Origin of the sequence: Bacillus cereus group sp. N11 (assembly GCF_016483605.1) — a bacterium.
Taxonomy (GTDB): Bacteria; Bacillota; Bacilli; order Bacillales; family Bacillaceae_G; genus Bacillus_A; species Bacillus_A toyonensis.
The window spans coordinates 1-13,867 of sequence record NZ_JAEHBN010000004.1; the positions used below are offsets into that span (position 1 = coordinate 1).

The window sequence follows — 13,867 nt, forward strand, 5'->3', positions numbered from 1 at the left end:
GCTACGTCTAGATTGGAACAAGGGTGGAACCACGAAAACACATTCGTCCCTTTCCTAGGGATGAGTGTGTTTTTTTATCCCGCATTAACGGTCAGTAAGACTCCCATCTCAAAATTTGGCAGATGCGAGGGAGTTAGATGGGAGATCAACTGTCCGTAAAAGCCCGATTGGTTCAACTAATAATCAGTGAGAAATGGACAAAATCTCCACTGATTAAAGTTTCACTTTATTACTTTGAAAGGAGGTGCTGTAACATGAAACGATTCGTACGTACGGAAATAACCACCACCTGCATGATTAAAAAGCAGAACAAGGTGATTGATAGAGATAAAAAATAAAATTGTAGGAGGAGATTAGAAGATGCATAACGTTATTAATGTTGGGGTGTTAGGATTAGGTACAGTCGGAAGTGGTGTTGTCCACATTTTGAAAGAACATTATAAAAAAATCGCACTTGATACAGGATACGAAGTGAAAGTAAAAACAGTCGTTGTACGTGATTTGGAAAAAGAACGCGATGTTTGTATTGATGGAATTGCAGTAACAAGTCATGCAGATGTAGTTCTAAATGATTCAAATATTGATATTGTAGTAGAGGTAATGGGCGGAATTGAAGAAGCAAAACAGCATATTGTGAAGGCTTTACGAAATAAGAAGCATGTCGTAACAGCAAATAAAGATTTAATGGCTGTATACGGTGCGGAACTTCTTCAATTAGCGAACGTAAATGATTGTGATCTATGTTATGAGGCAAGTGTAGCGGGTGGTATTCCAGTGTTAAGAGGATTAACAGACGGATTAGCTTCAGATCAAATTGAAAAAATAATGGGAATTGTAAATGGAACAACAAATTACATGTTAACAAAGATGAGTCAAAATGGATGGTCGTATGAAGAGGCTTTACAGGAAGCACAAAAATTAGGATTCGCAGAATCAGATCCGACAGCAGATGTAGATGGACTAGATGCGGCGAGAAAGGTAGCGATCCTTGCGAATTTAGGGTTTTCGATGAATGTTTCATTAGATGATGTGCAAGTGAGAGGGATTCGAAAGGTTGAAAAAGAAGATTTACAAATGGCTGAAAAGTTAGGATTTACTATGAAACTAATTGGTAAAGCGGAGAAACAAGGATCAGCTATTCATTTAAGTGTAGAACCGACTCTTTTACCAAGCCGTCATCCGTTATCAAATGTAAATAATGAATTTAATGCAGTGTATGTTCACGGTCAAGCAGTAGGGGAAGTGATGTTTTACGGACCTGGAGCTGGGAAGTTACCGACTGGCTCTGCTGTAGTAAGTGATATTATTTCGATCGTTAAAAATATGAATCAAGTTCCGAAAAATAAAAGTGCGTTAAAAGAACCAGTGCCGTATGAATTACAAGGAGATGAAGAAGTTGTTTCGAAATACTTCTTACGTATTTCATTACAAGATGAGCCAGGGATGTTGCAAAAAGTAACAGAATGTTTCGTTAATTATTCTGTAAGTTTAAAAGAAGTGATTCAATTACCTTTGAATCGTGAGCTTGCAGAAGTCGTTGTTGTGACACATCAAACTTCAAAATATCAATTCGAAAAAGTTTTAGGAGCAATAGAAGCTGTCGCAAGTGAAATAAACAGTTATTACATTATTGAGGAGGAAAAACAATATGTATAAAGGACTATTAAAACAGTATGCTGCTTATTTACCAGTGAATGAAAACACACCTGATGTCAGTTTAATGGAAGGGAATACACCTCTAATTCCATTATTAAATATATCAAAACAATTAGGGATTCACTTATATGGTAAGTATGAAGGAGCGAATCCAACAGGTTCTTTTAAAGATCGTGGTATGGTAATGGCGGTTGCTAAAGCGAAAGAAGAAGGTTCTGAGGCAATCATTTGTGCATCAACAGGTAATACATCGGCAGCGGCTGCAGCATATGCGGCACGCCTCGGAATGAAATGTATTATCGTAATCCCGGAAGGAAAGATTGCGCATGGAAAATTAGCGCAAGCAGTCGCTTATGGAGCTGAAATCATTTCAATAGAAGGAAATTTTGATGATGCACTTAAGGCTGTAAGAAACATTGCTGCGGAAGAGCCAATTACATTAGTAAACTCAGTGAACCCTTATCGAATTGAAGGGCAAAAAACAGCAGCGTTTGAAATTTGTGACCAGTTGCAAAAAGCGCCAGATGTTCTCGCTATTCCTGTTGGGAATGCAGGGAATATTACAGCATACTGGAAAGGGTTCTGTGAATATGAGAAAGAAAAAGGCTACAAAAAGCCAAGAATTCACGGGTTTGAAGCGGAAGGAGCAGCTGCAATTGTAAAGGGACATGTAATTGAAGAACCTGAAACAATTGCAACAGCAATACGCATTGGTAACCCAGCGAGTTGGTCATATGCAGTAGAGGCTGCTGAGCAGTCTCGAGGTGAGATAGATATGGTATCAGATGAGGAAATATTACATGCGTATAGATTGTTAGCAAAAACGGAGGGAGTTTTCGCTGAGCCAGGATCAAATGCTTCATTAGCTGGCGTAATGAAACATGTTCAATCTGGAAAAATCAAAAAAGGAGAAACAGTAGTTGTGGTATTAACTGGAAATGGTTTGAAAGATCCTGATATCGCTATTTCTTCTAATAAATTAGACATTGCAAGTGTGTCAAATGATATAGAACAAATTAAAGATCATATTAAAGGGGTGATCATGTCGTGATACCACTAAGCGTTCGTATTCCTGCTAGTACAGCAAATGTTGGACCTGGATTTGATTCAGTAGGAATAGCTTTGTCATTATATTTAGAGGTTGTTGTAAAGGGAACAGCTGATAAATGGCAAGTAATACATTCCTTTGAAGATTCAATTCCGACAGATGATAAAAATTTAATCGTTAGCACGGCATGTAAAGTATGTCCTTCTTTATCACCCCATATAATAGAAGTTACTAGTAATATTCCGCTAACAAGAGGACTAGGAAGTAGTGCCTCAGCGATTGTAGCAGGAATAGAGCTTGCGAATCAACTTGCTAATTTGAACTTAACGACTGATCAAAAGGTTCAAATTGCTACAAATTTTGAAGGGCATCCAGATAATGTTGCAGCTTCTATATTAGGTGGAACTGTAATCGGAGCACTTGATGGAAAGAATGTTTCAGTTGTAAGGATTGAAAGTAAGGAATTAGGCGTAATTTCTCTTATTCCAAATGAAGAGCTAAATACAGATGAAAGTCGATCTGTATTACCAGAAATGTTTCCGTTTCATGAAGCAGTTAAAGCTAGTGCGATAAGCAACGTATTAGTAGCAGCATTATGCCAAAAGCGGTGGGAAGTTGTAGGTGAAATGATGGAAAGAGATCATTTTCACGAGCCATATCGTTTAGAACTCGTACCGTTATTACCATCTATTCGTAAATGCGCAAAAGAATTCGGTGCGTACGGCACAGCACTTAGCGGTGCGGGACCATCTATTTTTATATTAACGCCGTATGAGAAACGTCAAGAAATCGCTGAGCAATTAGCGAAAGTATTTACCGCTATGAAAGTATGTGAGCTTGAAATCGATCATAAAGGGATTACTGTAAATAAGGAAGAACATATTGGATTATAAAAAGAGCTAGCATCGCTAGCTTTTTTTGTTGTACATATACTTTAAATCAGCATATAAAATGAAAATGAGTATTGTATAATTCAGTAAAGAGCGTATTAATTTTGGAGGTGATTATATGAGTTCAAAAGAGTCATCAGAAGAAAAAAGAGAACGTATAAGACAAAGCGAGCTAAAAAATAACCCTACCGGATCTTTGAATGATGGGCTCAATAGAGCGGAATCAGGTAGCCCTGTTGATATGACAGGGGGCATGAATTGGAAAGGTACAGGGATATTAATTTTAGTGCTAGTTTTAGGATATATTATATACACTTACTTTTTCAGGTAAGGAAAGCCTAGTGAAACTTTAATTTGTTTAATCACATTATTTGTGAGAATAAAAAACAAGGATTAAAGTCCCTCTGTATTACATATTAAAAAATAAATTATAGTTATTTGAGAATTTTTTATACTCATAATAGAGTTAGCGTTATGCTAGCTCTATTATTTTTTGCCATATTCCTGTAACAAAGCCCCTGTATATTCAGGGATGGAGGTGCAGGAGATGAAAAAAATGATAGCGATATGTCTTCTTACAACTATGTCATTTTCGACTTTAGTCGGGTGTGATGTAAAAGGTAATAATGCTGTACAAGAGTCTAAAATAAAGAAAGCGACGTATAAAGATTTTACTTACGATGTAAATCCAGAGACTTTCACGTTAACTGTAGAACATGATGGTGTAAAGGAACAGGCATCGCAAGCTCTGCCGAAAATGAAGGTGTCGAATGTAAAAAAAGATAAGGATCGTACGTCGTGGGAATATCCAGATCAAAAAGTAAAAGTAAACTTAGAAAAGAAAAAAGACCACTTAAATATTGAAGTAGAATCGATTGGTGCAGAAAGCTTTACATGGCCGAAAGTACAGGCTGAAAATTATACACTTCCGTTATGGGAAGGTAAACAAATTCCAAGTAATGATGAGAATTGGAAGAAGTTTTTAAAGGATGATGCATATTCATTTGCTGAATCATTTTCTATGAAGTTTTTTGCATTAAATGGTTCGAAATATTCCATTGTATATATTGCGAATAATATATTTAATAATGAAGTGAAATTTCATTCGGATCCGAAAATAGGGTTTGATTTTATACATGAATTCCCGAGTATAAATAAAAATAAAACATATGGTTTTCAATTATATGTCACAAATACTGATGCAGTAAGTATTGCTAAGCTGTATAAGGATAACATTATGGAAAAAGGTGAATTTAAAACATTACAAGAAAAGGCAAGAAGAAATAAAGAAATTGAAAAACTTTATGGAGCGGCTCATTTTTATTTTTGGAATCAAAATGGTTTATCAGCAAGTAATGTAAATTGGCCGAAGTTAAGAGAGCAAATAAATAGCCCAGTGTTTAGTCATATAAAAGAGCTTATTCAAAAAAATAGTTCAGAGCCTGGGGAATTGAATGTATTTGAGCAAGTAAGTAAACAAGACTTCATTGATAAGTATCAAAAAAATGTTATTTTGCGTTATGTAAACGAAGTATTATCAATGAAGGATTTATATAAAGAGGATATTTTCTCGAAAGTTGATCAGGAGGCTAGTGAGTTATTAAACAAAAGTGTAGATCACTTATCGAAAGCAGAACTGTATAGCTTAAATAAGCATTTATTAAAGTCAGTACTTGGTGATTCAGTTGAAGATATAAGTAAATGGGGAAACGCAGATGGAACGGATATAACAAAAGAAATGAAAGAAGCAGGGATAGACAAAGCTTGGATTGGTCTACCGAACTGGGAACAAGGATTTATGCAACCTAATTTTGTTACAGAAGCTAAGAAAATGGGATATTTAGTTGGTCCGTATGATTCTTATCATTCTATTCATGAGAAAGGTGATAAAAATTGGAACACAGCTTCCTTTAATGATCCATCGTTATATGAAGAGGCAACTGTAACGAAGAGAAATGGAGAAAAGGTGCAAGGGTTTTTAGGTAGAGGGCGAAAACTAAATCCAACATTATCACTTCCTAGTGTAAAAGAACGGATAAACGATATATTACAAAATGGCCCTAAATATAATTCCTGGTTTATTGATTGTGATGCAACGGGTGAAATTTATGATGACTATTCATCAAAACATGTAACGACACAAGAACAAGATTTAAAAGCGAGATTACAACGAATGGATTATATCGCCCAAGAAAAAGGTATGGTAGTTGGCTCTGAGGGCGGAAATGATTTTGCAAGTAGTACGATTGCATTTGCTCATGGAATTGAAACTCCAGTTATTAAATGGGACGATGAAGATATGCGGAAAAACAAAACAAGCCCGTATTATGTCGGTGGATATTATTCACCAAATCAAAATGTTCCAGAAAAATATGCAAAAGAAGTACCGTTGAAAGAAGAATATAAACAAGTATATTTAAGTCCAGTATATTCGGTTCCTTTATATAAATTAGTATACAACGATTCCGTTATTACAACGCACCACTGGGAATGGGGAAGTTTGAAAGTAAAAGATGAGGCAGGAAACCGTATGCTATATGAGTTATTGTATAATGTTCCTCCTTTGTACCATTTAGATGAAGTAGAGTGGAATCAGCATAAAAAAGAAATTACAGAGCATCTGAAAGTTTGGAATGAAGTTCATAAAAAGGCAGTAAAAGAAGAAATGACAAACTTTGCATACTTGTCAGAAGATAAGCTAGTACAATCTACTTCATATGGAAATGATATTAAAATTATTGTGAATTTCTCAAATGAAGATGTGGAAATAGAAAAAACGAAATTAAAAGCAAAGACTGCTTTAATTTATAATAATGGGAAGAAAATCATGTATACGCCGTTGGCGAAACAATAATGTGAAATATAACTGTATGAATAGAGAGTTAATAAATAACTTGACTCACTATTTTGTTCGTTCTTTCAGTTGAAAGTCAGATTATTTGAAATGAAAAGGTTGATAAATCTGTAATTTCGAATGTTACGAAGTGCTAAATTTTTGAAGTTAGTAAATAGTGACTTGCCAAAAATAAGTACGAGAGTATAATGTGAAATGGAATACATATTGAATCCACAATGTAACCTTACAAATTTGTAAGGTAATTGAAAGGAAATTCAATATGAAGATTACTAGACATACATTATACTAGGGAAAGAGAAAGAGAGGCGAATGGGTATGAGCTCTGAATTAGAACAAAATACGAGAAGTAATAAAAAGCGTTCTAAAAGAAAGTCAATAAAGTGGTTTATAATAATTCCATTGTTCTTACTTGTTTTTGGTGGAGTAGGATATGGGTCGTTAATATATAATAAAGCAAAAGCGGTTGTAAGTGATGCATATGCACAAATTGATAAATCATCAAAACGTGATAAAGAAGTGGAACCTTTAAAGGATAATATCTCAATTTTAATTATGGGTGTAGACGGTAGTGAAATGCGGAAAAGTCAATATGGTGAAGCGGTTCGAACAGATGCACTTTTATTAGCAACAATTAATAAAGATGATAAATCTGTTAAATTAGTTAGTATTCCGCGTGATTCACGTGTTTATATTCCATCTAGAAAAAAATTAGATAAAATTACGCATGCACATGTATTTGGTGGTGTTGAAAGTACACGAGATACTGTGGAAAGATTTTTAAATGTTCCAGTTGATTACTATGTGAAGTTTAACTTTGAGTCATTTGTTCAAATTGTAGATTCACTAGGTGGTATTGATATTGATGTACCTGTTACGTTCACAGAGCAAGATAGTAAAGACCAAGCAGGTATGATTCATTTAGAAAAAGGTTTCCAACATTTAAATGGAGAACAGGCACTTGCACTTGCAAGAACACGTAAAATTGATAGTGATGCAATGCGCGGACAGAGACAACAACTTGTAATAGAAGCAATTGCGAAAAAAGCAATGTCTGTTCAATCAATTAGCAAAATGGGCTCTCTACTTGATGCAGTTGATAAAAACATGAAAACAAACTTAACATTTGATGATATGCTTGCTATTACGAAAAACATGGCAGGATCGGATTTACAAATGGAAAAGATGCAAATTGAAGGTACTGATAAACGTATTGGTGGTATTTATTATTACATTCCAAATGAAAAAAATGTGAAAGATATTTCAAATAAACTGAATCAACATCTAGGTGTAACGCCAAAATCAGTTCTAAATGAAAAGTAAAAAAGATTGGCCTTTGCCAATCTTTTTTTATGGAAATGGATTTGTAACTTTTCTGTAACGATTTTTTATTCTAGAAAAATTATACTCATATGTATGAGATTATTGGATAAGCAAAAAGTAAAGATAAATACTGTTATAAGGAAAGATAACATATGCAAAAATGGATAAGCATTATGGGAATCGTCTTTATATTGACTGGATGTAAAATGTCTGAAGCTCCAACCAGTTTAATGGGAGCTCCTGCAAATGAAAAGTGGATTAATGAACTAAAAGAGCAAATAGATAAAGATTTGCCTGTTAATTATCGGTTGCTTACTCCAAAGTCTAATAAAGATAAACAAATGATTTGGTCAATGGATTTTAAACAAGATAATAAAAAAGAAGCCATCGTATTTTATAAATTGCCGAATGAAGATCGTAGCGTATATTTAGCTGTATATGAGGAAATCGGCTATAAGTGGAAAATAAAGTCCACGCATAAATTTGATGGTGAGGATATAGATATCGTTGAAGTCGGTGATTTTACAGGGAATGGGAAGCGAGAATTATTAATTGGAATCTCTGTAAATCGTGAATCGTTAGAACATGTTATGTATGCTTTTTCAGAAGAAAATGATGATATGAAGGAGATTTATAATCGGCGTTACACGAAGTTATTTATAGAGGATCTAAATAGAAATGGTCTTAATGATATAAGCCTTGTTACTTATGAAAAAGATGAGAAGTTGACAGTTGAGCTTATTGAGCAGTTTAAGACAATATCAGAAGTTACATTTGATCCATTTATAAATAGTATTCAAAGAATACAAATGGGCAATATTTCTAAAACATTAAAGGCGATTGTAATTGATGCAGGAATTGGGGCTCATTCAGGTATAACTTATGTAGCAAAATTTGATAAGGATCATTATGAGGTACTACCTATAGATGGGAAAGAAGATTTATTCAATGAATATGTGGTGGAAAGTAAAGATGTAAATGAAGATGGTATTATTGAATTTGTTCGTACTGTACGACCAAAAGGTTGGGAAGATAAATCACATGGAGATAGTCCGCTCTTTGAACGTTACATACAGTGGAGTGAAGATGGAACGAAACCTATAGAAGAAAGATATATCGATATAGAAAAAGGGTATTTTGTGAAAATCCCTGAAGAGTTGATTGGGAAAATTACTATCCCAGATCAGCAGAAGGAATCAAATTCTCAAAAGTTTTTGGACGTAAATACAAATGAAATATGGCTTGAAGTCCAAATTTTTAAGCGGAAAGAATGGTTCAAAATAAAAGGATTCGAGGCAGCGGTGAAAACGGCTTCTCACGTATATGCAGTGCCGAAGCGATCAAAGTTTAAAAAAGTGAAAGCATATATAAAACCGCTAGCGGATTATCAACAAGAGTAGGGAGGTGGAAATTATGTCAACAATTTTAGTTTTAGAAGATGAAATGCCAATCCGTAGTTTTATTGTCTTAAATTTAAAGCGTGCTGGATTTTATGTATTAGAAGCTAGTACTGGAGAAGAAGCGTTACAGATTTTATGTGATCACACTGTTGATGTAGCGTTACTTGATGTCATGTTACCAGGAATTGATGGTTTTCAAGTTTGTAAAACTATTCGGGAAGAAAATAAAAAAATGGGCATTATTATGTTAACCGCACGTGTACAAGATGGAGATGTGGTGCAAGGACTAGGAATTGGTGCAGATGATTATATTACAAAACCGTTTAGTCCAGTAGAGTTAACTGCACGTATACAATCTCTATTAAGAAGAATAGAAGTGCATAAAGAAAAAACGAATACAATTACGTCTGGTCCGTTTTCGTTAAATATTATAGAAGAAAGATTATATAGAGATGGACAATTGGTTGATTTAACACCTACAGAGTATATGATTTTACAATACTTAATGAATCAATCCTCAAAGCCGGTTTCACGTGATGAAATTTTAAATATGATTTGGGGAACGAATTACGTAGGCGAGACGAAAGTCGTAGATGTAAATATGAGACGGTTACGCCAAAAGATAGAATGTAATCCATCAGAACCCGAATTTATCCTTACAGTGTGGGGAAAAGGATATGTGTGGAAGGAAAGTATAAGATGAAACGGAAAGTGACTTTATATTTTATGACGGTCATTACACTTATGCTTGTATTGTTTGAGGTAGTATTTTCGGTCTCAATTTATCGATATTATTATAATGGTATTGTGCAATATATAGAATCTCATGCGAAGACGAGTACTCGATTTTTCTCAGAATACAATTCATTATATTTTATTCGTTTGCAAGAATATAGTGGTGACATAATTAGTAGTTTTCAATTAGATGGAACGGAATTACAGTTAATTGATCGTCATGGTTCGGTTATACAATCTTCAAGTGGTGAAAAAGTAGAAGGTAAAGTGAATATCCCACAATCTTTATTGGAAGGTGAAATGTATAATCAAGTTACTACTACGAAAGATAATGAAAAACAACTAGAAGTGCTAAGCCCACTTATACATCAAGGACAAACAATCGGTGTTTTAAAATATACGACAGTATTAACACATGTGAATGCAAAGATTATTGAAATTATTATGTTTACTATTGCCGTTGGTATTGTTATTTCATGTATTGTCTTCTCAATTAGTAGACGCTTGGCAAATTCTTTTGTTGAGCCAATTGAATCTATCATTCAAGCTTCTTCACAAATCGCAGAAGGAACGTTGAAAAATAAAATTAAAGAAGATTATCCTGGTGAATTAGGTGAATTAGCACATAGTTTAAACTATATGTCTGATAAAATAGAAAAAGCGGAACAGATGAAAAATGAATTTATCGCTTCTATTTCTCATGAAATACGAACACCTTTAACAGGAATTAAAGGTTGGAGTGAGACGCTTAAAACAGTAGAACATTTAACAGAAGAAGAAATCAAGCAAGGTATGGGGATTATTTCCGGTGAGACAGACCGATTGATTCATTTAGTAGAAGAATTGTTAGATTTTTCAAGATTACAATCAAATCATTTTAATTTATATAAACAAAAGGTGCAATTGTACGATATACTAGAGGAGACGATTTGGCAATTAACTCCTAACGCTGAAAAGAAACAAATTCAATTCATTAATACTATAGAACGAATTGAATTGTTGGGAGACCGAAATAGGCTAAAGCAAATTTTCTTGAATATTATTCAAAATGCAATTAAATATTCACATGAAAATGGTACTGTATACATTGAAGCGACTAAAAATGAAGGACAAGCAGTGATAAAGGTGAAAGATGAAGGGATTGGAATTGCTAAAGAGCATTTACCATATATAGAGCAGTCTTTTTACCAGATTAATAATCATGCTGCAGGTGCAGGCCTTGGCTTAGCTATCGTAAAAAAAATGGTGGAGCTTCATAGAGGTACACTTAGTATTGTGAGTAAAGAAGGAATAGGAACAACAATTTTGATAAAACTCCCATTATAATACATATGCAGTCTATTTATCACGCTATTTGTGGGTAGTGAGATTCCCGCCTCAAAATTCGGCTAGAGCAAAGAAGGTAGGTGGGAAATTAACTGCCCGTAAACACTCGATTGGTGAAGGTTAATAATCAGTGGGGGATGAATCCCCCCACTGATTAAAGTTTCACTTTATATCGTGCAATAAAATAAATAGATGTATAATTACATTGGGTGATTTATATATAAGATTAATAGGGAGAGGAATTCGATAGAATGGAAAAAGCTTTTAATATGAAACGAGTAGTAGTCGTTTTAATAGCGGTTGCAGCAGTAGCTATTGGGTATTTTATGTTTCAATCAATTACTTCACCAGCAAAGGCTGTTGCAAAACAAGAAAATGTAGTACAGCTTGCAAGTGAACAATCAAAAGTTGAATTGAATAAAACGGCACCAAGTCGTTTTAATGGAAAAGAAAGAAAAGTTGCTTATCTTACATTTGATGATGGACCAGGAAAATATACGGCTGAATTATTAAATACGTTAAAACAGCATGATGCGAAGGCGACATTCTTTTTAATTGGAGCGAATGTAAAAGAGTTTCCGGATTTAGTGAAACGTGAAAATGCAGAGGGACATTATGTAGGTATGCATAGTATGACACATAATTTTGCAAAGTTATATAAAAATGGTGAATATGTAAATGAGATGAAAGAAGACCAAAGCTTAATTGCTAATATTATTGGAAAATCACCTAAATTAACACGTCCGCCATATGGTTCGATGCCTGGATTAAATGAAGGCCTTCGAAATAAAGTGGTAGAAGGCGGTTTTAAAGTTTGGGATTGGACAATTGATTCATTAGATTGGAAATATAATAAAATGCAAGTTGATGCAGCTGCAGCGCAAATTGCTCAAAACGTATTAACAAATGCAACAAAACCACAAGAAGTAATTTTAATGCATGATATTCACCCGCAATCAGTCGCTGCTGTGCCAGCAATTTTAAAGGGGTTAAAAGAAAAGGGTTATGAGTTTGAAGCTTATCATGAAGAAAGTCATTTCCCAGTGAACTTCTGGCATGATAACCGTATGTAATGGAGGAATGAATGTTGAAGTATGGAAAAGTAGCATTAGTTGGAGCGTTATCAGTAGGGGTATTAACAGGTTGTTTCGGTGAAAAGCCAGAAGAAAATTTATATACAGCTTTTGAAACAGCAGCGACACAAGAAAAGTCTTTAGTTGATGAAGCGAAAAAATTAGAGGGTTTAGAGAAGCAAGGTCAAGAACTATATTCTCAAATTTTACAAGAAGGTAAAGATCATAATGACGCAGTTATGAAAAAGATAGAACAAGCGACTGCAAATGTAGCTGACCGTGAAAAAGTATTGAAAAACGAAAAAGAAATGCTAGAAAAAGCGCAGAAGGAAACGAAATCCGTTCAAAGTAATATAGAAAAACTTGAAGATAAGAAAGTGCAAAAGCAAGCAAAGGCAGTTGAAGAGTCGTATAAAAAACGTTACGATGCATTCCAAAAGATGAATGAAAACTACACGAAGGCGTTAGCGACTGAAAAAGAATTGTACGAACAATTAAAGGTAAAAGAAACGAAATTAAAAGAGATTGGTGAGAAAGTTAAAACTTTTAATGAGTTAAATGGAGAAGCACAAAAGTCGAAAGAGCAGTTTAACAATTATACAAAAGAGTATAATGACAGTAAATTAGCATTTTATAAAGATGCGCAGATTAAGATTAAAGAACAGAAATAAAGAAAGTTCTTAATCGGAATATAAAGCCGAAAAAACATATAAAAATGTTTTTTCGGCTTTTATCGTTAAATGAATAGAAAAGACTGGAATAGATATCATAAAAGAGTTATAGTGAATTATTCGAAGGGAAACATTGTAAAGTAAGGAGAATGAAACATGTCATATGAATTTTTACTCAAATTAGGTTTAGCGCTCTTTTTAGGATTATTCATCGGGATAGATAGGCAGCTAAAGAATAAACCGCTTGGTGTGAAAACAAGTATGGTTATTTCTGTAGCAAGTTGTTTAATTACGATGGTTTCAATTGAATCAGTTCATGTATATTCTGTTCCAGGTCATACAAATATGGATCCAATGCGTCTTGCTGCTCAAATTGTGAGCGGAATCGGTTTCCTTGGAGCAGGTGTCATTTTACGAAGAAGTAATGACGTTATTTCTGGATTAACGACAGCTTCTATGGTGTGGGCTGCTTCAGCTTTAGGTATAGCAATTGGAGCAGGGTTTTATTTGCAAGCGACCGTTGCCATGATTTTAATTATTTTAGCGATTAACGTACTTCCGCAAATTGTGAAAATTGCAGGCCCGTATTCATTAAGACAAAAGGACTTATCTATAAAAATTACTGTAAAAGAGCACCAAGAATTAGATGGTATATTTAAGCAAATTAAAAAATTAGGCATGCATGTAAAACGAGTGAAAATTAAAGATATTGATAGTGGTGCATTTCAACAATTGGAGATGGTTATTTTAGCTCCAGAAGATTTATATACAACTGAGTTATATAGTTCACTAAAAGAGATTGATCGAGTTGTTTCAGTTGAAGTTGAAAGTAGATAAAAAAGGGTGATGAAAATTCACTCTTTTTTTTACGCATAAAAAAACAGTTTGCTA

General features: G+C 34.2%; 12 protein-coding genes. All 12 read left to right on the forward strand.

Annotated elements, in window-relative coordinates; all coding sequences use genetic code 11:
* The first annotated feature begins 360 nt into the window (after nt 1-360).
* The 12 genes from JDS98_RS07760 to JDS98_RS07815 all read left to right on the forward strand — a co-directional run bounded on the left by JDS98_RS07760 (nt 361) and on the right by JDS98_RS07815 (nt 13,813).
* Complete coding sequence (locus JDS98_RS07760) at nt 361-1,656, forward strand: homoserine dehydrogenase (RefSeq protein WP_199633760.1); 1,296 nt, start codon at nt 361-363, stop codon at nt 1,654-1,656.
* Entirely contained in the window at nt 1,649-2,707 is a 1,059-nt protein-coding gene (gene thrC / locus JDS98_RS07765; RefSeq protein ID WP_070173038.1) for a threonine synthase, read from the forward strand. The genes JDS98_RS07760 and thrC overlap by 8 nt, the downstream gene beginning before the upstream one ends.
* Nucleotides 2,704-3,597 carry a homoserine kinase gene (gene thrB / locus JDS98_RS07770; RefSeq protein ID WP_000612680.1) on the forward strand — a complete coding sequence of 298 codons (894 nt, stop codon included), beginning with the start codon at nt 2,704-2,706 and terminating at the stop codon, nt 3,595-3,597. The genes thrC and thrB overlap by 4 nt, the downstream gene beginning before the upstream one ends.
* Nucleotides 3,598-3,712: 115 nt before the next feature.
* Nucleotides 3,713-3,925, forward strand: a complete 213-nt coding sequence (locus JDS98_RS07775) for a DUF6366 family protein (RefSeq protein ID WP_000095428.1) — start codon at nt 3,713-3,715, stop codon at nt 3,923-3,925.
* A gap of 216 nt (nt 3,926-4,141) precedes the next feature.
* Complete coding sequence (locus JDS98_RS07780) at nt 4,142-6,448, forward strand: glycoside hydrolase (RefSeq protein WP_199633761.1); 2,307 nt, start codon at nt 4,142-4,144, stop codon at nt 6,446-6,448.
* A gap of 318 nt (nt 6,449-6,766) precedes the next feature.
* Complete coding sequence (locus JDS98_RS07785) at nt 6,767-7,771, forward strand: LCP family protein (protein WP_002093782.1); 1,005 nt, start codon at nt 6,767-6,769, stop codon at nt 7,769-7,771.
* A gap of 152 nt (nt 7,772-7,923) precedes the next feature.
* A complete protein-coding gene (locus JDS98_RS07790) occupies nt 7,924-9,171 on the forward strand; it encodes a hypothetical protein (RefSeq protein ID WP_199633762.1) in 1,248 nt (415 codons plus the stop codon).
* A 13-nt stretch (nt 9,172-9,184) separates the two neighbouring features.
* Entirely contained in the window at nt 9,185-9,874 is a 690-nt protein-coding gene (locus JDS98_RS07795) for a response regulator transcription factor (protein ID WP_000104235.1), read from the forward strand.
* Nucleotides 9,871-11,232, forward strand: coding sequence for a HAMP domain-containing sensor histidine kinase (locus tag JDS98_RS07800; protein ID WP_000824522.1), 1,362 nt, complete (start codon nt 9,871-9,873; stop codon nt 11,230-11,232). Before JDS98_RS07795 ends, JDS98_RS07800 begins: the two co-directional genes overlap by 4 nt.
* Before the next feature lie 251 nt (nt 11,233-11,483).
* Entirely contained in the window at nt 11,484-12,305 is an 822-nt protein-coding gene (locus JDS98_RS07805) for a peptidoglycan-N-acetylglucosamine deacetylase (protein WP_000409398.1), read from the forward strand.
* 14 nt (nt 12,306-12,319) lie between these two features.
* Nucleotides 12,320-12,976 (forward strand): YkyA family protein, encoded by a 657-nt coding sequence (locus JDS98_RS07810; protein ID WP_033658408.1) that lies wholly within the window; start codon nt 12,320-12,322, stop codon nt 12,974-12,976.
* Nucleotides 12,977-13,132: 156 nt separating this feature from the next.
* The gene (locus JDS98_RS07815) at nt 13,133-13,813 is read left to right on the forward strand and encodes an MgtC/SapB family protein (protein WP_000119505.1); all 681 of its coding nucleotides are present in this window, start codon (nt 13,133-13,135) and stop codon (nt 13,811-13,813) included.
* Nucleotides 13,814-13,867 lie beyond the last annotated feature (54 nt).

What these genes read in the sequence shown, in the direction of transcription:
- JDS98_RS07760 (WP_199633760.1), top strand. Translation starts at nt 361, where the DNA reads ATGCATAACGTTATTAATGTTGGGGTGTTAGGATTAGGTACAGTCGGA.
- thrC (WP_070173038.1), top strand. Translation starts at nt 1,649, where the DNA reads ATGTATAAAGGACTATTAAAACAGTATGCTGCTTATTTACCAGTGAAT.
- JDS98_RS07775 (WP_000095428.1), top strand. Translation starts at nt 3,713, where the DNA reads ATGAGTTCAAAAGAGTCATCAGAAGAAAAAAGAGAACGTATAAGACAA.
- JDS98_RS07780 (WP_199633761.1), top strand. Translation starts at nt 4,142, where the DNA reads ATGAAAAAAATGATAGCGATATGTCTTCTTACAACTATGTCATTTTCG.
- JDS98_RS07785 (WP_002093782.1), top strand. Translation starts at nt 6,767, where the DNA reads ATGAGCTCTGAATTAGAACAAAATACGAGAAGTAATAAAAAGCGTTCT.
- JDS98_RS07790 (WP_199633762.1), top strand. Translation starts at nt 7,924, where the DNA reads ATGCAAAAATGGATAAGCATTATGGGAATCGTCTTTATATTGACTGGA.
- JDS98_RS07795 (WP_000104235.1), top strand. Translation starts at nt 9,185, where the DNA reads ATGTCAACAATTTTAGTTTTAGAAGATGAAATGCCAATCCGTAGTTTT.
- JDS98_RS07800 (WP_000824522.1), top strand. Translation starts at nt 9,871, where the DNA reads ATGAAACGGAAAGTGACTTTATATTTTATGACGGTCATTACACTTATG.
- JDS98_RS07805 (WP_000409398.1), top strand. Translation starts at nt 11,484, where the DNA reads ATGGAAAAAGCTTTTAATATGAAACGAGTAGTAGTCGTTTTAATAGCG.
- JDS98_RS07815 (WP_000119505.1), top strand. Translation starts at nt 13,133, where the DNA reads ATGTCATATGAATTTTTACTCAAATTAGGTTTAGCGCTCTTTTTAGGA.